General features: G+C 74.9%; 20 protein-coding genes. 13 read left to right on the top strand and 7 right to left on the bottom strand.

Annotated elements, in window-relative coordinates; all coding sequences use genetic code 11:
• Nucleotides 1-118: 118 nt before the first annotated feature.
• Nucleotides 119-643 carry a GNAT family N-acetyltransferase gene (locus tag ABZ914_RS26960; RefSeq protein WP_500196626.1) on the bottom strand — a complete coding sequence of 175 codons (525 nt, stop codon included), beginning with the start codon at nucleotides 641-643 and terminating at the stop codon, nucleotides 119-121.
• A gap of 22 nt (nucleotides 644-665) precedes the next feature.
• Nucleotides 666-1,529, bottom strand: coding sequence for an NAD(P)H-binding protein (locus ABZ914_RS26955; protein ID WP_433136640.1), 864 nt, complete (start codon nucleotides 1,527-1,529; stop codon nucleotides 666-668).
• A gap of 89 nt (nucleotides 1,530-1,618) precedes the next feature.
• Between ABZ914_RS26955 and ABZ914_RS26950 the strand changes: the two genes are divergently transcribed.
• Together ABZ914_RS26950 and ABZ914_RS26945 are read left to right on the top strand one after the other, a co-directional pair.
• Entirely contained in the window at nucleotides 1,619-2,059 is a 441-nt protein-coding gene (locus ABZ914_RS26950; RefSeq protein ID WP_500196624.1) for a MarR family winged helix-turn-helix transcriptional regulator, read from the top strand.
• Nucleotides 2,060-2,150: 91 nt separating this feature from the next.
• Nucleotides 2,151-2,945, top strand: a complete 795-nt coding sequence (locus ABZ914_RS26945) for a hypothetical protein (RefSeq protein ID WP_500196622.1) — start codon at nucleotides 2,151-2,153, stop codon at nucleotides 2,943-2,945.
• A 25-nt stretch (nucleotides 2,946-2,970) separates the two neighbouring features.
• Here ABZ914_RS26945 and ABZ914_RS26940 read toward each other — a convergent pair whose 3' ends face one another.
• A complete protein-coding gene (locus tag ABZ914_RS26940; RefSeq protein WP_500196621.1) occupies nucleotides 2,971-3,705 on the bottom strand; it encodes a maleylpyruvate isomerase family mycothiol-dependent enzyme in 735 nt (244 codons plus the stop codon).
• 111 nt (nucleotides 3,706-3,816) lie between these two features.
• Complete coding sequence (locus ABZ914_RS26935; protein ID WP_500196619.1) at nucleotides 3,817-4,698, bottom strand: NAD(P)-dependent oxidoreductase; 882 nt, start codon at nucleotides 4,696-4,698, stop codon at nucleotides 3,817-3,819.
• A gap of 93 nt (nucleotides 4,699-4,791) precedes the next feature.
• On the opposite strand from ABZ914_RS26935, the gene ABZ914_RS26930 reads away from it, so the two are divergent.
• From ABZ914_RS26930 to ABZ914_RS26900, 7 genes are all read left to right on the top strand, one after another.
• Nucleotides 4,792-5,175 (top strand): winged helix-turn-helix transcriptional regulator, encoded by a 384-nt coding sequence (locus tag ABZ914_RS26930; RefSeq protein ID WP_500196617.1) that lies wholly within the window; start codon nucleotides 4,792-4,794, stop codon nucleotides 5,173-5,175.
• Complete coding sequence (locus tag ABZ914_RS26925) at nucleotides 5,169-5,795, top strand: LysE family translocator (protein WP_500196615.1); 627 nt, start codon at nucleotides 5,169-5,171, stop codon at nucleotides 5,793-5,795. Before ABZ914_RS26930 ends, ABZ914_RS26925 begins: the two co-directional genes overlap by 7 nt.
• Before the next feature lie 30 nt (nucleotides 5,796-5,825).
• Complete coding sequence (murA, locus tag ABZ914_RS26920) at nucleotides 5,826-7,127, top strand: UDP-N-acetylglucosamine 1-carboxyvinyltransferase (RefSeq protein ID WP_190856472.1); 1,302 nt, start codon at nucleotides 5,826-5,828, stop codon at nucleotides 7,125-7,127.
• A 106-nt stretch (nucleotides 7,128-7,233) separates the two neighbouring features.
• Nucleotides 7,234-8,394 (top strand): cytochrome P450, encoded by a 1,161-nt coding sequence (locus ABZ914_RS26915; RefSeq protein WP_500196613.1) that lies wholly within the window; start codon nucleotides 7,234-7,236, stop codon nucleotides 8,392-8,394.
• Nucleotides 8,395-8,443: 49 nt separating this feature from the next.
• Entirely contained in the window at nucleotides 8,444-9,322 is an 879-nt protein-coding gene (locus ABZ914_RS26910) for a hypothetical protein (protein WP_500196611.1), read from the top strand.
• 129 nt (nucleotides 9,323-9,451) lie between these two features.
• Complete coding sequence (locus tag ABZ914_RS26905) at nucleotides 9,452-10,978, top strand: FAD-dependent monooxygenase (RefSeq protein WP_190856475.1); 1,527 nt, start codon at nucleotides 9,452-9,454, stop codon at nucleotides 10,976-10,978.
• A 62-nt stretch (nucleotides 10,979-11,040) separates the two neighbouring features.
• The gene (locus tag ABZ914_RS26900; RefSeq protein ID WP_500196609.1) at nucleotides 11,041-12,996 is read left to right on the top strand and encodes an aconitate hydratase; all 1,956 of its coding nucleotides are present in this window, start codon (nucleotides 11,041-11,043) and stop codon (nucleotides 12,994-12,996) included.
• Between the two features lie 72 nt (nucleotides 12,997-13,068).
• Here the strand turns inward: ABZ914_RS26900 and ABZ914_RS26895 are convergent, their stop codons facing one another.
• Nucleotides 13,069-13,476, bottom strand: a complete 408-nt coding sequence (locus ABZ914_RS26895; protein WP_190856477.1) for a DUF2795 domain-containing protein — start codon at nucleotides 13,474-13,476, stop codon at nucleotides 13,069-13,071.
• A 97-nt stretch (nucleotides 13,477-13,573) separates the two neighbouring features.
• On the opposite strand from ABZ914_RS26895, the gene ABZ914_RS26890 reads away from it, so the two are divergent.
• On the top strand, nucleotides 13,574-13,924 hold the full coding sequence (locus tag ABZ914_RS26890) for a DUF7668 domain-containing protein (protein ID WP_190856478.1): 351 nt from the start codon (nucleotides 13,574-13,576) through the stop codon (nucleotides 13,922-13,924).
• Nucleotides 13,925-14,092: 168 nt separating this feature from the next.
• Here ABZ914_RS26890 and ABZ914_RS26885 read toward each other — a convergent pair whose 3' ends face one another.
• Entirely contained in the window at nucleotides 14,093-15,496 is a 1,404-nt protein-coding gene (locus ABZ914_RS26885; RefSeq protein ID WP_500196607.1) for a cytochrome P450 family protein, read from the bottom strand.
• Between the two features lie 143 nt (nucleotides 15,497-15,639).
• On the opposite strand from ABZ914_RS26885, the gene ABZ914_RS26880 reads away from it, so the two are divergent.
• A complete protein-coding gene (locus ABZ914_RS26880; protein WP_190856480.1) occupies nucleotides 15,640-15,828 on the top strand; it encodes a DUF5302 domain-containing protein in 189 nt (62 codons plus the stop codon).
• Nucleotides 15,829-15,934: 106 nt separating this feature from the next.
• Here the strand turns inward: ABZ914_RS26880 and ABZ914_RS26875 are convergent, their stop codons facing one another.
• Nucleotides 15,935-16,579, bottom strand: a complete 645-nt coding sequence (locus ABZ914_RS26875) for a pyridoxamine 5'-phosphate oxidase family protein (protein ID WP_500196605.1) — start codon at nucleotides 16,577-16,579, stop codon at nucleotides 15,935-15,937.
• Between the two features lie 126 nt (nucleotides 16,580-16,705).
• Between ABZ914_RS26875 and ABZ914_RS26870 the strand changes: the two genes are divergently transcribed.
• Both ABZ914_RS26870 and ABZ914_RS26865 read left to right on the top strand, forming a co-directional pair.
• A complete protein-coding gene (locus ABZ914_RS26870; RefSeq protein ID WP_500196603.1) occupies nucleotides 16,706-17,551 on the top strand; it encodes an amidohydrolase family protein in 846 nt (281 codons plus the stop codon).
• A gap of 131 nt (nucleotides 17,552-17,682) precedes the next feature.
• The coding region (locus ABZ914_RS26865) for a maleylpyruvate isomerase N-terminal domain-containing protein (protein ID WP_500196601.1) at nucleotides 17,683-18,032 on the top strand (350 nt) is incomplete at its 3' end.

Raw genomic sequence — 18,032 nt, 5'->3', positions numbered from 1 at the left:
GCCGACTTCCTCCCCCCGGGCGACCGCGTGCGGGTCGCGGCCGCCCTCGCCCGGATCTGCGCCCTCGCCGACACCTGGACGGCCGGCCGCCCCGGCGCCCCGCCGCCGTGCGCGCCGGTCAGGGGGCCGTGTGCGTCCAGGTGAGCAGGGTGAACGAGCGCCGGTCGCCCTCGACGACGGCGGCCGGTGCGTCGGTCGGCCGGTAGCCCGCGGACCGCGCGACCGCGATGCTGGCCTGGTTGTCCGGCTCGATCTCCAGGAGCGTGCGCGGGAGCCCGGCTTCGGCGTGCGCGTAGCGGGTCATCAGCTGGAGAGCGCGTGAGGCGAGGCCCTGCCCCCGGTACGGGGCGCCGACGACGTAGCTGATCGTGCCGAGCAGCCGGTTGAGCCGGATCTCGCCCTTCGCCTCAAGGCCGTCGGTCGTGATCGCGAGCTGGACGCGCTCGCCGCCGCGTCCGGCCTTGCGCGCGTCGTCCAGATAGCGCCGGGCCGCCGCCAGGTCGAAGGGTGAGGGGAGCGGGGTGCGGTGGGCGACCACCGGGTCATCGAGCAGTGCGACGAGGGCGTCCAGATCGCCGTCCGCCCATTCGCGCAGCACCAGTCCGTTCCCGCGCACTCGTCGCGGCGGTGGCGTCTCGTCCATCGGGCACCTCGCTCCGCTCCGGTCAGGCGCCGGGGTCCTCCCGGAACGCGGCGGCGTTGCGGGCGCACCAGTCGGCGAACGTCCGCGGAGCGCGTCCGGTCAGCCGTTCCACCGTATCCGTGCGGAACCCCGTGGTGTCCGCGCGCATCAGCGCGAACCCCTCGACGAGGGCTTCGGCGAGCGCCGGGGGAGCACCGGCGGGGAACCGGGCGCGCACCGCCTCCTCCGGCGTGCGGACCTCCCGTATCCGCAGGTCGCGGCCGATGGCGCGGGACAGGATGGCGACCTGCTCGGCGACGGTGAGCAGCTCGTCGCCGGTGAGCGCGTACGCCTCGCCCTCGTGGCCGTCCCCGGTCAGGACGGCGGCGGCCGCGGCGGCGATGTCGGCGGTGTCGATCGGCGCGAACCGGCCGGGGCCGACCGGGTCGAGGACGTACCCGCCCTCCCGGATGGTCGGCAGCCACTCCAGGGCGTTCAGCATGAAGCCGCCCGGTCGCAGGATCGTGGCGGGGACGCCGGACGCGCGGACCGCCTCCTCCCGCTCGTGGTGCCAGCGGCCCATGGCGGGCATCGGGTCGCCGAGCACGTTCGTCGACGACAGGAGCACGATGTGCCGGACCCCGGCGTCGCGCGCGGCCGCCGCGGCGTGCGCCGCCTGGGCGGTGCCGATGCCCGGGGTGAGGAGGAACAGCCGCTCGGCGCCGCGGAAGGCGGCCGGCAGGGTGGCGGGGTCGTCCAGGTCGCCGACCGCGCGCTCGGCGCGGGCGGGCAGGTCGGCGGCGCGGGCCGGGTCGCGGACGAGGATCCGCACGTCGGCGCCCTTGGCGTCCAGCTCGCGGACGAGGTCGCGGCCGATGTTCCCGGTGGCTCCGGTGACGAGTAGCATGGCGGCTCCAGAAGTCGTTTGCCGTCTAATGAACATGGGGAACGTTAGCCGGTAAATGATTAGCCGTCAATCGATCTTTCGGAGGTCCGATGCCCGAGTTCCTGGACCTGCACGGCAGGACGTCGAAGGCGCTCCGCGCGGCGGCCGACGACGGCATGCGCCGGCACGGGCTGCATCTGGGGCAGAACCACCTGCTCGCCGCCCTCTGGGAACGCGACGGCCGCACCCCCGGCGAGATCGCCGCCGAACTGCGCGTCACCACGCCCACCGTCGTCAAGATGGCCACCCGGATGGCCGCCGCCGGGCTGCTCACCCGCCGCCGCGACGAACGCGACAACCGGCTCGTCCGGCTGTGGCTGACCGACGAGGGGCGGGCCCTCCAGGAGCCGGTCGAAGGGGAGCGCCGCGCCTTGGAGGAGGCGGTCCTCGCGGACCTGACCGGGGCGGAGCGCGAGCACTTGATGACCGCCCTCGAGAAGATCCACCGCGCCGCGACCGCCCTGCTCGAGGACTCCCGCTCGGCGGACTGACCCGTCCCGCCCAGGGGATGTCGCCGGGTGTCTCATTCCCTCATGGAGATCAATTCCGCGTTTTGTCGGAGGCCGTTGTTAGTTTGCGGACATGACTCTGCTCGGGACGTACGAGGACGGCGATTATCGAGCCGAATTCGGTGCGCTCGTGGTCCGTGGCTTCTGGCCCGCCGGGGTCGGAGGAACGGGCGAACTCCGCCATCTGAATCTGCCCCTTCTCGCGGAGGACACCTTCGCGGGAGGGGCGCGGAGCGATCTCGCCAGGGCGGGCGCCGGCTGGGTTCTCGGCACCGCGGCCCCGCATGCGCACGTGCGTCTGGAGGCGCATGACGCCCCGCCCGGACGAGGTTCCGGGGGGTGGAGCGATGCGCTCGATACGCCGTTTCTCACTTCGCGCGGCGATATAAAGCTGACCCGCGGGCGCGGCGACGATTCGCCATGGAACCTGAGACTCGCACGGGCCGGGCTGCACCGGCTCCGCGTTCTCCGCCGCCGGACCTCCGACGGGCACCGATGGCTTCTGCAATTCTGGCCGGTGGCCGGTTCTCCCGAACCGCCGCGATTCCTGGCCCGTTCCCGTCCGGCCGTCGCCACCGGCGGTCCGGGTCAGGGGGACAAGCGTTACGGGCCTTTGGCCATGGACGTCCTGTCGGTGGCGCTGTGGTCGCCCGGCCGCCACACCCGCGCCGCCCTGGCTGATCGTCTCATGGCGACCCCCGAGCAGGTCCGCGAGGCGCTCCGGTACCTGACCAGGCGCGGGCTGCTGCGCGTCGGCGGCGCCGACGCCGGTCCCACCTCCACGATCGCGCTCGTTCCCGAACGCCCGCGTCCTCCCGGCGTGGGCGCCCCGCCCTCGGCACGGCCCTGGTCGACGGCCGCACGTTGAGCCGGCCCGGCGAGGCGGTGAGGGGTCAGGCGGCGTAGTTGCGGACGAGGCGGAGCGCCTCGGCGGCGTCCGGGCCTTCGGCGGTGAGGGCGGTCTGCTCGGGCGTGAGGCGGCGGGCGCCGACGCGGCAGAAGTCCGCCGCCGGACCGGTGATCCGGTTGGGCGCCGCGGGGTCGCCGAAGGTCCAGCGGGCGCCGTCCGGCGCGGTGAGGTCGCAGTGGACGGCCGCGTCGGGACGACCCGCGACCGAGAACGCGTAGGGAAGGGTCCGGTGGGCCAGCCAGGCGATGTGGCGCAGGCGGTCGGTGTCCGGGTAGTCGATGCCCAGCGGGACGGTGATGTCCTGCGCGTGCGCCCAGTGCTCGGCGAGCCGCGTCGTGGCGAGCGTCCGCGGGGAGAGGGACGTCCGCACCCAGGCGAGGCGGGTGCCCGGCGGGTAGGAGCGGAGCGTGTCCGGCGTGGCGAAGGCCGCCTTGCGCCAGCGGGCGAGCAGGGCGTCCGGCGGCATGCCGCGCTCGGCCGCGACCAGGCCGGCCATCGCGCCGTCGACGGTGGTCGCGGTGGACGGCAGGAACGACCCGGTGTCGCCGACCGCCGGGCTGCCGACCGCCTCCTCGCTCTGCGCGAGGTGCAGGACCACGTCGGCGACCGTCCAGCCGTCCGCGCCGGACGGCGCGGACCACTGCGCCGGGCTCAACGCCGCCAGCACGGCGTCCAGTTGCCGGTACTCGGCCGCGAGATCATCGAGGACATCCGCCATGCCGCCACCCTACCGAATTGCGTTCGGTTCGGCGGTGGCCGATGGCGGCCGCCCCCGCGCGCCGTTCGTACCGGCGGCTCGCGGGGCCCGGCCGCCACCGGCGGCTCGCGATCAGCGGACGATGAGGTCGACGACGCCGGCGGTGCCCTCGTCGGCGTGGCCGTCGTCGAGGCGGCGCCGCATCAGGTCCATGAACGGCGTCAGCAGCTCGGGGCTGACCCCCTGCTCCTCGGCCGTGCGCAGCAGCGTCGCGTTGCCCCGCACCATCATGGCGAGATTGGACGTCACGCCCCTCGTGTAGTCGCCGCTGTCCAGCTGCTCGGCCATGCCGTTCGCGTAGCCGGCCATGGCCGTGAGCCAGCCGCTGAGCATGGGGGCGAAGTCCTTCAGCGCGACGTCCTCGCCGCGGACGAGCGCGAACGCGTGCGCGACGCCGGCGAACATCCCCGTCATCGCGCTGAGCAGCGCCACGTCGTGCAGGGCGGCGAAGCCGGGGTCCTCACCGACGTAGACGGTCCCGGCCGGGACGGCGAGCGTGGCGCGGTGCTCGTCGAAGAGGGGACGGGACCCGCTGTAGAAGACGTAGCCGCCGGACCCCTCGGCCCCGATCATGGGCGGGACCGCCATGATCCCGCCGTCCAGGAAGCGGGCGCCCCGCTCCTCGACCCACGCCGCCCGCGCGCGGGCCTCGGCGGGGGTGCCGGTGGTGAGGTCGACCAGGTCCTTGCCCGCCAGGTCCGCGTCCGCGAGGACCCCGCGGACCGACGCGTCGTCGAGCAGGCAGACGACGACCAGGTCGCCGGCCGCGACCGCGGCGGCGGCCGTGTCCGCGACCTCGGCGCCCGCTGCGGCGAGGGCCTCGGCGCGGCCGGGCGTGCGGTTCCAGACGGTCAGCGAGCGCCCGGCGGCGAGCCAGGCGCGGGCGAGCGCCGTCCCCATGTCGCCGAGCCCGAGCAGAGTGAGCGAAGTGGTGTCCGAATCAGTGTGGTTCATGCCGACTAGGCTTCTCGTAGGGCCCGCGGATGATCAAGTACGCACTTCGAAGTGCGTGGTTACCGCGAGGTCAGTGAGCCGGCGGGAGGGCTGATGGGGATCGGGCGGAGGCCGGGCGCGTACGTGTGCGGGATCGACGCGGCGATGGACGTGATCGGCGGCAAATGGAAGGTCCTGATCCTGTGGGCGCTCGCCGAGCGGCCCTGCCGGTTCGGTGAGCTGCGCAGGAACCTGCCCGGGGTGACCGAGAAGGTGCTCACCGCCCAGCTGCGCGAGCTGGAGGCGGACGCCATCGTGCACCGCGAGGTGTTCGAGGAGGTGCCGCCCCGGGTGGAGTACTCGCTGACCCCGCTGGGCGCGTCGCTGAACGAGGCGCTGGCGCCGCTCGGCGCGTGGGGGCGCGAGCACATCATCGGCGGCGCGTACGAGGCCCGCCACGACGCCCGCCACGAGGCCCGCCCGCCGGCGCCATGCTGACGGCCGCGCTCGCGTTCGCCGGGGCCGCGATGATCATCAACGTGATGCCCGGCCTGGACACCCTGCTCGTGCTCCGGACGTCCGTCGCGCTCGGACGCGGCGGAGGGTTCGCCGCGGCGCTCGGGATCGTCGCGGGCTGCTGCGTGTGGGGGCTCGCCACCGCGATCGGCCTCACCGCGCTGCTGACGGCGTCCCGCCTCGCCTACGACGTGCTGCGCGTCTGCGGCGCCGCGTACCTGGTGTGGCTGGGCGCCACGGCGCTCTGGAAGGCCAGGCGGGAGCAGCCCGCCGAAGAGGAGCCGGAGCCGGCCGTGGCCGGGTCGCGGTGGGCGGCGTTCCGGGCCGGGGTCGGGACGAACCTGCTGAACCCCAAGGCCGGGGTGTTCTACATGAGCCTGATCCCGCAGTTCGTGCCGCACGGGGCGCCGGCGTTCGGCACGACCGTCCTGTTCACGGCCATCGACGTCGTGGAGCTGGCCGTCTGGTACTGGCTGGTGTCGGGCGCGGCGGCGAAGCTCGCGGAGCGGCTGCGGCGGCCGCGGGTGCGGCGGCGCCTGGAGCAGGTCGCCGGGGTCGCGTTCCTCGGGTTCGCGGCGAACCTTCTCGCGGACCGCGCCTGACGGGTCCGGATCGGCCGTAGGCTTGCACGGGTGACCGAGAAGCTCTGGGAGATCGAACCGTCCGGACCTCTGCGCGGCGACGTCACCGTGCGGGGGGCGAAGAACGCCGTCAGCAAGCACATGGTCGCGGCGATGCTCGGCGCGGAGCCGAGCACCATCCGCAACGCCCCCGACGTCGGCGAGGTCGGGATCACGGCCGGGATGCTCGAGCACGTCGGGATGGCCGTCGAGCGGTCCGGCGGCGAGATCACCGTCGTGCCCCGGCCGGTGGCGGACCCCAGCGTCGGCAAGGCGTTCACCGGGCTGAACCGGATCCCGATCCTGATGCTGGGCCCGCTGCTGCACCTGGCCGGGGAGGCGTTCGTCCCGCTGGTCGGCGGCGACCCGATCGGGCGGCGGCCCGTCGACTTTCACGTCGACGCGCTGCGCGCGTTCGGCGCCGAGGTGACGATCGCGGCCGACGGCATCCACGCCCGCGCGTCCCGGCTGGTCGGGACGCGGATCGACCTGCCGTACCCGAGCGTCGGCGCCACCGAGACCGTGCTGCTCGCGGCGGTCAGGGCGCAGGGCAAGACGGTCATCAGGAACGCGGCGACCGAACCGGAGATCATCGAGCTGGCGCTGTTCCTGCAGCGGATGGGCGCGCGGATCTCGTTCGCGCCCGACCGCCGGATCGTCGTCGAGGGCGTCGACCGGCTCGGCGGGGCCGTGACGCGGCTGGCGGGCGACCGGATCGAGGCGTTCTCCTACCTCGTGGCGGGGCTGGTGACCCGCGGCGAGGTGCGGGTGCACGGCTGCCCGCAGGACCGCCTGGTCACCGCGATCACCACGCTGGCCCGGATGGGCGCCCGGTTCGAGATCACCGACGACTGGATCATGGCGTCGGCGCCGGACGGGCTGCGTCCCGCGGCCGTGCAGACCGACACCCACCCCGGGTTCGCGACGGACTGGCAGACGCCGCTGATGGTGCTGTTCACGCAGGCGGACGGCATGTCGGTGCTGCACGAGACCGTGTACGAGAACCGGCTCGCGTACGTCCCGGCGCTGCAGAGCATGGGCGCGGAGATCGAGGTCTACGACACGTGCCTCGGCGGTCCCGCGTGCCGCTACCACGACACGGCGGCGCTGCACTCGGCGGTCGTGCGCGGGGTGTCGAAGCTGCGCGGCGGCGACGTGACGATGCCGGACATCCGGGCGGGGTTCTCGGCGGTGCTCGCGGCGGCGGTCGCCGAGGGGCCGTCCACGCTGCGCGGCGTCCACCACATCGAGCGCGGCTACCACCGGCCGGTCGAGCAGTTCCGGGAGCTGGGCCTCGCGCTGCGCGCGGTCTAGCCGGCGGCACCGCCGCGCGGTCAGGTCAGGGTGGCCGGTCCGGAGATCGCCCGCGCTTCTCCACGGCGGGTAGCGTGGGCCGTTCGTCCGCGCGAAGGGACCGACCGTGGAATTCGACCGGCGCGACCCGTACCCCTGCTACGCCCGGGCCCGGAAGGCCGAGGGGCTCACGTTCGTCCCGGAACTGGACGCCTGCCTCGTCGCGCGGGACGCGGACGCGCGGGCGGTGCTCCGCGACGCGGAGACGTTCTCGTCCGCCGGCGCGATGCGCCCGGAGGCGATGCCGGGGCCGGAGGCGATCGCGGTGCTGGAGACGGTGCCGTCGGGGCGCCCTGTGGTGCTGTCGGCGGACGGCGACGAGCACCGGCGGGTGCGCGAGCCGCTGGTCCGGGGGCTGTCGCCGCGGCGGGTCGCGGCGGCCGTCCCGTTCATCGAGCGGAGCGCCGCCGACCTCGTCGCGTCGTTCGCCGGGGACGGGCGCGTCGAGCTGATGTCCCGGTACGCGCGGGTCCTGCCGGGCGAGGTGATCGGGCACCTGCTCGGGCTCGACCCGGCGGACGTCCCGGCGGTCGTGCGGGGGAGCTACCGGGCCGAGGAGCTGGTCTTCACGCCCATGGAGCCCGCCGAACAGGTCGCGGCGGCGCACGAGGTCGCCGGGATGAAACGGCTGCTCGAGGCGCTCGTGCGGGGGCGGGACGGCGATCCCGGCGACGACCTGACCGGTGAGATGATCCGGGCGATCGTGCCGCACGGCACGCTGATCTCCAACCTGCAGAACCTGCTGCTGGCCGGGCACCTGACGACGACGGCGCTGATCGGCACGGCCGTCCTGCACCTGCTGCGGGACCGGGACCAGTGGGAGCTGCTCTGCCGGCGGCCCGAACTGGCCGCAGCGGCGGTCGAGGAGGCGGCCCGCTTCGACGCGCCCGTCCAGGGCTTCCGGCGGGTCGCGACGCGGCCGGTGACGATCGCCGGGACCGACCTGCCCGCGGGCGCGCAGGTGTTCGTCGCCTTCGGCGCCGCCGGCCGCGACCCGGACGCCCACGCCCGGCCGGACGCGTTCGACATCACGCGCGAGCCCGCGCGGCATCTGGCGTTCGGGCACGGCGCGCACGCCTGCCCCGGGGCGCAGCTCGCCCGCGAGCAGGTGCGGATCTCGCTGGTGACGCTGGTGCGGGAGCTGCCCGGCCTGCGGCTCGCGGGACCGGTGGAGACGCAGCCGAACCTGATCCACCGGGCGCCCGAGGAACTGATCCTTACCTGGTGATGGCCGAAACCTCCAAGACGTCCGCGCCGCGCGCGGCGAGGCTGGGGGCATGGATCTGAACAGGGCTTCCGACTTCATGGCCACCCATGCCCGCCTCCTCGACCGCCGCCGTTTCGAGCTGCTCACCGGCGAGGGGGACCGGGACGCCGCGCTGGCCGCGCTGAACGCCTACCGCAACCCCGACGGCGGGTACGGCCACGGCCTCGAACCCGACCTGCGGTCGCGGACGAGCCAGCCGGGCCCCGCGCTGCACGCCTTCGAGGTGTTCGCCGAGCTGGCGCCCGTGGCGGCGCCCGAGGCGGCGGCGCTCTGCGACTGGCTGGAGACGGTGACGCTGCCGGACGGCGGCATCCCGTTCGGGGTGCGCATCCCCGACCCGGCCGGATGCGCCCCGTTCTGGACGGGCGCCGACCCGGCCGTGTCGTCGGTGCCGATCACCGCCGTGGTCGCCGCGACGGCCCATCGCGCCGCCGCGCATGACCCGGCGGTCGCCGCGCATCCGTGGCTCCCCCGCGCCACCCGCTTCTGCCTGGACGCCGTCCGCGCGATGAAGGAACCGCACGCGCTGGAGCTCGCGTTCGCCCTGTGGCTGCTGGACGCCGTCCACGCGACCGAACCGGAGGCGGCCGAGCTGATCGCGCTGCTGGGCGAGCACATCCCGCCGGACGGGCTCCTCCACGTCGCGGGCGGGCTGGAGGACGAGATGATGCGGCCCCTCGACTTCGCGCCCCTGCCGGGCACTCCGGTAAGGGCCCTGTTCGCGCCCGACGTCGTCGCCGCCGAGCTCGACCGGCTGGAGCGCGCGCAGGAGGCGGACGGCGGATGGCGCGTCGACTTCGCCAGCTACTCGCCCGCCGCCGAACTGGAGTGGCGCGGCTACCAGACCGTCAAGGCCGTCTCGATCCTGCGCGCCAACGGCCGCGCCTAGAAGGCCGGAGGGGACCGCCGCGTCAAGGGCCGTCGGGCCGGTTTCCGGCCGTCCCTCGCGCGTGATGTGCCGCCGTTCGTGGGAAGGGGTGTAGGGCCGCACCCGCGCACGGACGGAAAGGGGATCCGGATGCCGCCCAGGCCGACGGGGAACGTGCTGATCGTGGGCGCAGGGCCGACCGGGCTCCTGCTCGCGGGGGACCTGGCCGCCGCCGGCGTGGAATGCACCGTGCTGGAGCGGCGCCCGGCGGAGACCGAGAACCTGACCCGCGCGTTCGCCGTGCACGCGCGCACACTGGAACTGCTCGACGCGCGCGGCGTCGCCGACGAGCTGGTCGCGACGGGGGAGCGGGTCGGCGGGCTGCGGCTGCTCGGCGCCGCGGCGCTGGACCTGTCGCGGCTCCCCGGCCGCTTCCCGTTCGCGCTCGTCACGCCGCAGTACGAGACGGAGCGGGTGCTGCGCCGGCGCGCGCTGGAGGCCGGCGCGGAGATCGTCCACGGCGCGGAGGCGACCGGGCTCCGGCAGGACGCGGAAGGCGTGGACGTCGACGTCCGGATGGCCGACGGGTCCACGGCGACCCGCCGCGCGTCGTACGTCGTCGGGACCGACGGCGTCCGCAGCACCGTCCGCACGGCGCTCGGCCTGCCGTTCCCCGGCCGGGCCGTCGTGCGGTCGGTGATGCTGGCGGACGTGCGGCTGGACGACGCCCCCACCGAGGTCCTCACCGCCGGCGCGTCCGGTGACGCGTTCGCGTTCATCGCCCCGTTCGGCGACGGCTGGTACCGGGTGATCGCCTGGGACCGCCGGCACCAGGTCGCCGACTCCGAGCCCGTCGACCTGGCGGAGGTTCGCGACGTCGCGCGCCGCGCGCTCGGCTCCGACCACGGGATGCGCGACCCGCGCTGGACGTCGCGCTTCCACAGCGACGAGCGGCAGGTGCCGCGCTACCGGGTCGGGCGGGTGTTCCTCGCGGGCGACGCCGCGCACGTCCACTCCCCGGCGGGCGGCCAGGGCATGAACACCGGGATGCAGGACGCGGCGAACCTCGGCTGGAAGCTCGCCGCCGAGCTGAACGGCTGGGCGCCGTCGTGGCTGCTGGACAGCTACCACGAGGAGCGCCACCCGGTCGGCAGGCAGGTCCTGCGGGGCAGCGGCGCGCTGCTGCGGTTCGCGATGGTCGAGCAGCCGTGGCTGCGCCGCGGGCGGGCCGTCGCGGCCTGGGCGGCGACGCACGTCCGGCCGGTCGCGCGGCGGCTGGCCGGCGCGGTGTCCGGCATCGACATCGCCTACCCGGCGCCGCGGGGCGCGCACCGCCTCACCGGCATGCGCGCCCCGGACGTCCCCGTCGCGGGCGCCCCGGGACGCCTCTACCGGCTGCTCGGCGACGGGCGGTTCGTGCTCGTCGTCGCGGCCAACGACCCGGCGGTCACCTACCTGGCGACCAAGCGGTGGGCGGGACGGGTGCACTGCGCGCTCGCGGGCGGCGCGACCCGCACGACCGCGCTCGTCCGGCCCGACGGCTACATCGCGTGGGCGTGCGACGAGACCGCGCCGGACCGGCGCGCCACCGCGATCCGGGAGGCGCTCGCGCACTGGTGCGGGCGCCCGGCGGACCATGCGGCGCACGACCGGGAGCGTCCCGCCCGGCCCGTCTGAGTGCGTCCGAGCGCGTCTGAGCTCGTCCAATGCCACGACCGGAGGGAGCGGAGGAAACGCCCATGGCCAACGGCACGGGAGGCCGCAACGTCGCCCGCAAGCTGATCGCCTCGCACCTCGTGAGCGGCGAGATGGAGCCCGGCACCGAGATCGGGATCCGCGTCGACCAGACCCTCACCCAGGACGCCACCGGCACGATGGTGATGCTGGAGCTGGAGGCGCTCGACCTGGACCGGGTCCGCACGGACGTGTCGGTGCAGTACGTCGACCACAACCTGCTGCAGGCCGACGAGCGGAACATGGCCGACCACCTCTTCCTGCGGTCGGCGTGCCGCCGGTACGGCCTCTGGTACTCCAAGCCCGGCAACGGCGTCTCGCACCCCACGCACATGCAGCGGTTCGGCGTGCCCGGCGCCACGATGGTCGGGTCCGACTCCCACACGTGCGCGGCGGGGTCGCTCGGCATGCTCGCGATGGGCGTCGGCGGGCTGGAGGCCGCCATGGCGATGGCGGGCGAGCCGATCCACGTGACGATGCCGGAGATCTGGGGTGTCCGCCTCACCGGGGAGCCACCTCCGTGGGTCAGCGCCAAGGACGTGATCCTGGAGATGCTGCGGCGGCACGGCGTCCGCGGCGGCGTCAACCGGATCATCGAGTACCACGGGCCGGGACTGGCGGCCCTGACCGCGATGGACCGGCACGTCATCGCCAACATGGGGGCCGAGCTCGGCGCGACGACGACGGTGTTCCCGTCCGACGAGCGCGTCCTGGAGTTCCTGCGCGGCGAGGACCGCGAGGACGACTTCACCGAGATCCTCGCCGACCCGGACGCCTCCTACGACGTCACCGACGAGATCGACCTGTCGGCGCTGGAACCGCTGATCGCCCGGCCGTCCTCGCCCGGCGACGTGGTGCCGGTCCGGGAGGCCGCGGGGGAGGAGGTGCACCAGGTCGTGGTCGGGTCGTCGGCGAACCCGGGACTGCGCGACTTCGCGTCCGTCGCCGCGATCGTCAAGGGCCGCCAGGTGCATCCGCACGTGTCGCTGGACGTGAACCCGACCTCCCGGCAGATCCTCGTCGACCTCACGAGGATGGGCGCCGCCACCGACCTCGTCCAGGCCGGCGCCCGGATCCACCAGGCCGGCTGCCTCGGCTGCATCGGCATGGGGCAGGCGCCTGCGATCGGCCGCAACAGCCTCCGGACGTTCCCGCGCAACTTCCCCGGCCGCTCCGGGACCGCCGACGACCGGGTCTGGCTGTGCTCTCCGGAGACCGCCGCGGCCGCCGCGCTCACCGGGAAGATCACCGATCCGCGCGAGCTGGACATGGAGCCGCCCGTCCTCCGCCTGCCGGAGCGCTCCAGCGTCAACCGGGAGATGCTCGAGGCGCCGCTCCCCGAGGACGAGGCGCGCCGCGTGGAGCTGGAGAAGGCGCCGAGCATCGGAGTGCTGCCCGAGCTGGACCCGCTGCCGGACGTGCTGGACGTGCCCGTGGTGATCAAGGTGGGCGACGACGTGTCCACCGACGAGATCCTCATGGCGGGCGCGCGGGCCCTCCCGTACCGCAGCGACATCGCCAAGCTGGCCGGCTTCGCCTTCGTCCGCATCGACGAGGGTTACCCGGACCGGGCGCGGGAGGCCGGGGCGCACGCCGTCGTCGGCGGCCGCAACTACGGGCAGGGCTCGTCCCGGGAGCACGCCGCGATCGCGCCGCGCCATCTCGGGCTGCGGCTCGTCCTCGCCCGCGGATACGCCCGCATCCACTGGCAGAACCTGGTCAACTTCGGGATCCTGCCGCTGGAGTTCGCCGAGGAGGCCGACTACGACCGCGTCGAGCAGGGCGACCGGCTGCGGATCGAGGGCGTCCGCGCGGCGCTGGAGAAGGGGGTCGAGGTCGAGGTCCGCAACGTCACCAAGGACGAGACGTACCGCGCCCGGCACCGGCTGTCGCCCCGCCAGCGCGAGCTCGTCGCCGCCGGAGGCCAGATCCCGCTGCTGCGCGAGCGCGCCCGCCGTTGAGTCGCGGCGGGCCGCCGTCATGAGGCCGCTCATGACGACGACCCGCCGCGGTTGACCTCGTCCGGGGGCTGGTCAGAAGCGGCGGTTCTCCCGGCCGTAGCCGAGCTCGTCGGCGACGTCGGCGACGTTCTCGTACTCGCGGTCGGGCAGCGTCTCCAGCGCGCCGACCGCCGCGTCGTCCGCTCCCGCGCCCGAGGCGTGCGCGACCAGGTCGCCGGGGCGGGCGGGGTAGCGGACGCCGGAGAGCAGCCGGGCCAGGTCGCTGCGGCCCTCCACGTCGCCCGCGCTCATCCCGGGCGGGGATCCCTCGCGCGGGTCGCCGGTGGCGGCGGTCGGGTCCCAGGGCGCGTCACCGGAGTACGGCTCGGTCTCCTTGAACTCCTCGGCGTGGGTGGGGTGCCCGCCGCGGACCATGCCCTCCGTCTCGTGGCCGATCTCGTCGTCCACCTTGGGACCGTGCTTGTCGCTCTTGTCTGGCATGTTCGTCCTCCCTGCGCCTTGACAGGAAGAGCGTTCCCGGGCGGGGTCGTCTAAACAGGCGGCGATCATCGCGGGCGGGCGCGGTACGGTGTGGCGCATGCTGCCGGAGGAGGGCGTGAACGCCGTTCGGGTCGTGGTCGGGCTGCTGGTCCGCGGCGAGTACGAGGAACTGGAGACACTGACCGAGGCCCGCCGGCTCACCGCGGCGGAGCTCGCCGCGGCCGTGGCGCGGCACGGCCGGGACCTGATCAGCCCGCCGGACGCGGCGTTCCGGGAGATCGACGCGGTCGCCGTCCCGCACGAGCCGGCGGACGAGCACGCGTTCCACGTCGCGTTCCCGCTCTGGACGGCCCAGGACGGCCTCTCGGACCTCACGCTCGGGCTGACGCTCACCGAGGTCATGGACGGCGTGTGGACGGTCGAGCTGGACGGGATCCACGCCGCCTGACCGCCTCCCGCGACCGTCCGGCCTCCTCGTCCGGACGAGTTCCGCCGGCACGGCAGGCAGGTCATCGACTGGATCGCCGACTACCAGGAGAGAGCGGACGCGTCGACCGTACGGCGGGTCGGCCGGGACCGGCGGCCGGGGCCGGCGGCCGGCTGCGCGCGGCGGCGGTCAGCCCTGCGACAGCCGAATCGTCCGCAGGATCCGCCGCACCAGCGACGCCGGCCCGGACCCGTCGCGGTCCGGCTCCTGCGGGCTCCCGCCGGGCTCGGGCGCGGCGGGGGCCGCGCGCCGGAGCTCGCCCGCCAGCTCGTAGTCGACCGGCAGGGAGCGCAGCCCGCGGATGAGCGGGGACGAGCGCCAGGCCAGCTGGTCCGGCGGCAGCGCCAGCCGCAGCCCGGCGAACCGCTCGAACAGCCGCTCCACCGCGATCGTGGTGATGGTCGTCGCGAGGTCGCGTCCGAGGCAGGCGTGCGGCCCCGCGCTCCACGCCAGGTGCGCGCGCGAGCTGTAGATCGAGTCGGGCGCGGCGTTCCCGGTGAACGCCGGGTCCAGGTGCGCGGCGGCGGGCGACACCATGACGGGGTCGCCGGCCGCGATCTGGAACCGGCCGACGCGCACGTCGGACCGCGGCCAGCGGAACGCCAGGTTCGCGATCGGCGGGTTGGCGGTGGAGGCCCGGTTGATCGCCTCCTGGATCATCCCGGCGGACAGGCTGTCGCGGGCACCGGTCTCGCCGATCAGCACCTCGGTGATGGTGTTGCAGATGAGCGTGCCGGTGACGTCGCCGACCAGCCCCGTCATCATCGCCATCTCGCCGGTCAGCTCCTCGGCCGTGAGGTCCGGCACCGCCGCGAGCATGTAGGACGGCAGGTCCTGGCCGGGGGAGGCGGCCCGCGCCGCGCACACGCCCGCCATCCGGGCCAGCAGCCGCGTGGACGCCTCGTGGGCGTCCGGCCCGGCGTCCAGGACCCGCCACAGGTCGACGATCAGCCCGTCGTCCTCGTCCGCGCCGGTGCCGAGCAGGCGTCCGACGACCATCAGCGGCAGCGGCCGGGCGTACTGCGCCGCGAGGTCGGCGTAGCCGGTGCGGCCGCCGTTCTCGGCCAGCACGTCGATCAGCTCGTCCGCGTACCGGCGGACGGCCTCCTCCAGCGCCTTGGCCTCCGGGCGGGTCCGGTCCTGGAACGGGCGCAGCCCCTCGCTCCACGCGCTGCGCAGCCGGGTGGAGTCGGCGCCGTCGCGGAAGCCGCAGTTGTCGGACTCGACCACCGGCAGCAGCGGCCAGTCCGCGGGGACCGCGCCCTCCCGGTAGGCGCGCCACGAGTCGAGCCTGCGGCTCCACACGCCCCGGGAGTCGCGCAGGATCTCCAGCGTCTGCGGGTAGCCGATGACCAGCCACACCGGCACGCCCAGCACGTCCACCGGCGCGACGGGCCCGTACTCGGCGCGCAGCCGCTCGTAGAACACGGCGGGGCGCGTCTCGTAGTCGCGGTTGAGGAGCGGCTGGACGGCCAGCGACTCCAGCGGCGGATGGGCGGGTGCGGCCTCGGCCTGCGGGATCTGGGGCTCCACGATCACAAACCTTAGAGAGTTCCTCCCGGCCTGGCCGGTTGATGGGGAAAACTCCCAAGTTGATCTTCGGAGGGGGTGCGGATCGCGGTCCGGGGCCGGGATGTGTGAGGCTAGGGGTGCCCCTATGAGAGCTGGAGGTCCGCATGGCCGACCCGAACGGAGACGGCGAGACAGGCGAGGACGACGTGAAGCGCAGGTTCAGGGAGGCCCTGGAGCGCAAGCGCGGCGCGTCGGAGAAGAACGCCGGCGGGGCTGGGCGGAACGGGTCGAAGGTGCGGGGCGTGCACGAGCGCGCCGACCACCAGCGCCAGTTCCGCCGCAAGAGCGGCTGACCCGGCCGCTCGGCGCTCAGACCCCCGCGCGCGAAGGCGCGGGGGTCGTTCCATAGCGCCGGGATGCCTGGGACGGCCGGGACGCCCGGGAGCGCCGGCGCCGGAGTCAGCCCTTGTAGAGCTTGTTCTCGTAGGCCGGACCGTAGTGCCGCTCCAGCTCGTCGAGGCTCTCCTCGGTGTACTGGACGGCCTTGACGATCCGGGCGTGCGAGGGGAGCGTGTCCTCCGCCCACTGCTCGGGCTTCCACATCCCGGAGCGCATCAGCGCCTTCGCGCAGTGGAAGAAGATCTGCTCGATGTCCACGATGAGCGCCAGCGACGGCCGGTGGCCCTTGACGACCATGTCGTCGAAGAACGGCGCCTCCCGGACCAGCCGGGCCCGGCCGTTGATCCGCAGCGTCTCGCTGCGCCGCGGGACCATGAAGAGCAGCCCGACGTGCGGGTTGCTCAGGATGTTCAGGAAGCCGTCCGCGCGGCGGTTGCCGGGGCGGTCGGGGATCGCGATCGTGGTGTCGTCGAGCACGTGCACGAACCCGGGCGGGTCGCCCTTGGGGGAGACGTCGCAGTTGCCCTCGGCGTCGCTGGTGGCGATGAGGCAGAACGGGGACCGCGCGAGCCACTCCCGGTCCCAGGCGTGCAGCGTCACGCGCTCCTTGTCGACGGCCCGCCGCATCGGGGCGCCGAGCAGCGCGCGCAGCTCCTCCGCGGAGGTGATCTCGACGATGTCGGTGGACTCGGGGGCGAGCGTCATGGCGCTCCTTCCGCCGGGGGACTCGGGAGATCATGTTAACCGGCGGCGGCGCGCCGCCCGCGGGCCGGGGCGCCCGGTGGGACCCGCCCTTGCGCCGCGGTGTTCCGCCATGGTCCTTATAGGGGCATGACGGCGATCGCAGACCTCGAGTTCTTCGACTCCCACGTGCACTTCTGGCGGCCCGAGGCCAACGACTGGTACCCGGGGCTGGCCGTGTGGAGGCCCGAACTCGTCCGCGACCACCTCCCGGACGGGTACCGGGCGGCGGCGGACGGCGTCGAGATCACCGGCGTCGTGCACGTCTCGGCGGTGACGAAGCCGGGCGCGCACCTGGACGAGACCCGCTGGCTGGACGAGACGCGCCGCGCCACCGGCGACCCCGCCGCGATCATCGGCACCGTCGACCCGTCCGCGCCGCTCGACGCGATCGCCGCCGACCTCGACGCGCAGGCGGAGAGCCCCGCGTTCCGCGGGATCCGGGTCTTCGACGGCCTGGACCCGGACGCGGCCGGCGACCTGTTCCGGCTGCTCGGCGACCGGGACCTGGTCTTCGACCTCGTCGTCCACCCCGGCGACGCCGCCGCCCACGCGGCCGCCGCCGAGCGGGCGCCCGGCACCGCGTTCGTGCTGGAGCACGCCGGCTGGCCGGACGGCGACGCGCCGGACCAGTTCCGCGCGTGGCGCGATGGGGTGGCCAGGCTCGCCGCGCTCCCGCACGTCGACTGCAAGATCTCCGGGCTCGGGATGGCGCTCGGCACCCTGGAGACGGCGCGGCTGCGGCCGTTCGTGGAGACCTGCCTGGAGCTGTTCGGCGTCGAGCGGTGCTTCTTCGGCAGCAACTTCCCCGTCGACGGCGTCGCCGGGACGTTCCCGCGGCTCATCGGCGCCTACCGGGAGATCGTCGAGCCCCTGTCCGGCGGTGAGCGGCGGCGCCTGTTCTCCGGCAACGCCCGCCGCCGCTACCGCGCCTGACGCCCCGCCGCCCCCGCTCCTGACGCCCCGCCGGCGCGCGACACGCGAAACTCGTCCGCCTTTCCCGGTGACTTTCCCGCCCCGCCGGGGTCAGTTCAGGTGGGGACGGTCCCCGGAAGGCGAGGGCGGGGATGAGTTCGGTGGAGACGGTGGCGCTGCTCGAACGGTCCGTCGGATACGCGCTCGGCGGGCTCGGGGGCGTCACGCCCGCGGCGCTGGGCCGGGCGACGCCGTGCCGCGGCTGGGATCTCGGGGCGCTGCTGCGGCATACCGCCGAGTCCCTGGAGGCCCTGCTGGAGGCCGTCGACACGGGCTCCGTCCGGCTGCACCCGGCGCCCGGTCCGGCGTCCGGCGGCGCGCCGCCGGCCGCCCCCGCGGCCGCGCGGGGGGCGGGGGTGGGGGGCGCCGGCGGCCCGCGGCGGACCCCCCGGGCGGGCACCGGCCACCGGCCCGGGCCCCGCGGGGGGGGGCCCCCGCCGGC

Source organism: Spirillospora sp. NPDC046719 (assembly GCF_040645715.1).
GTDB lineage: Bacteria > Actinomycetota > Actinomycetes > Streptosporangiales > Streptosporangiaceae > Spirillospora.
This window is presented reverse-complemented; position numbering and strand designations above follow the sequence as displayed.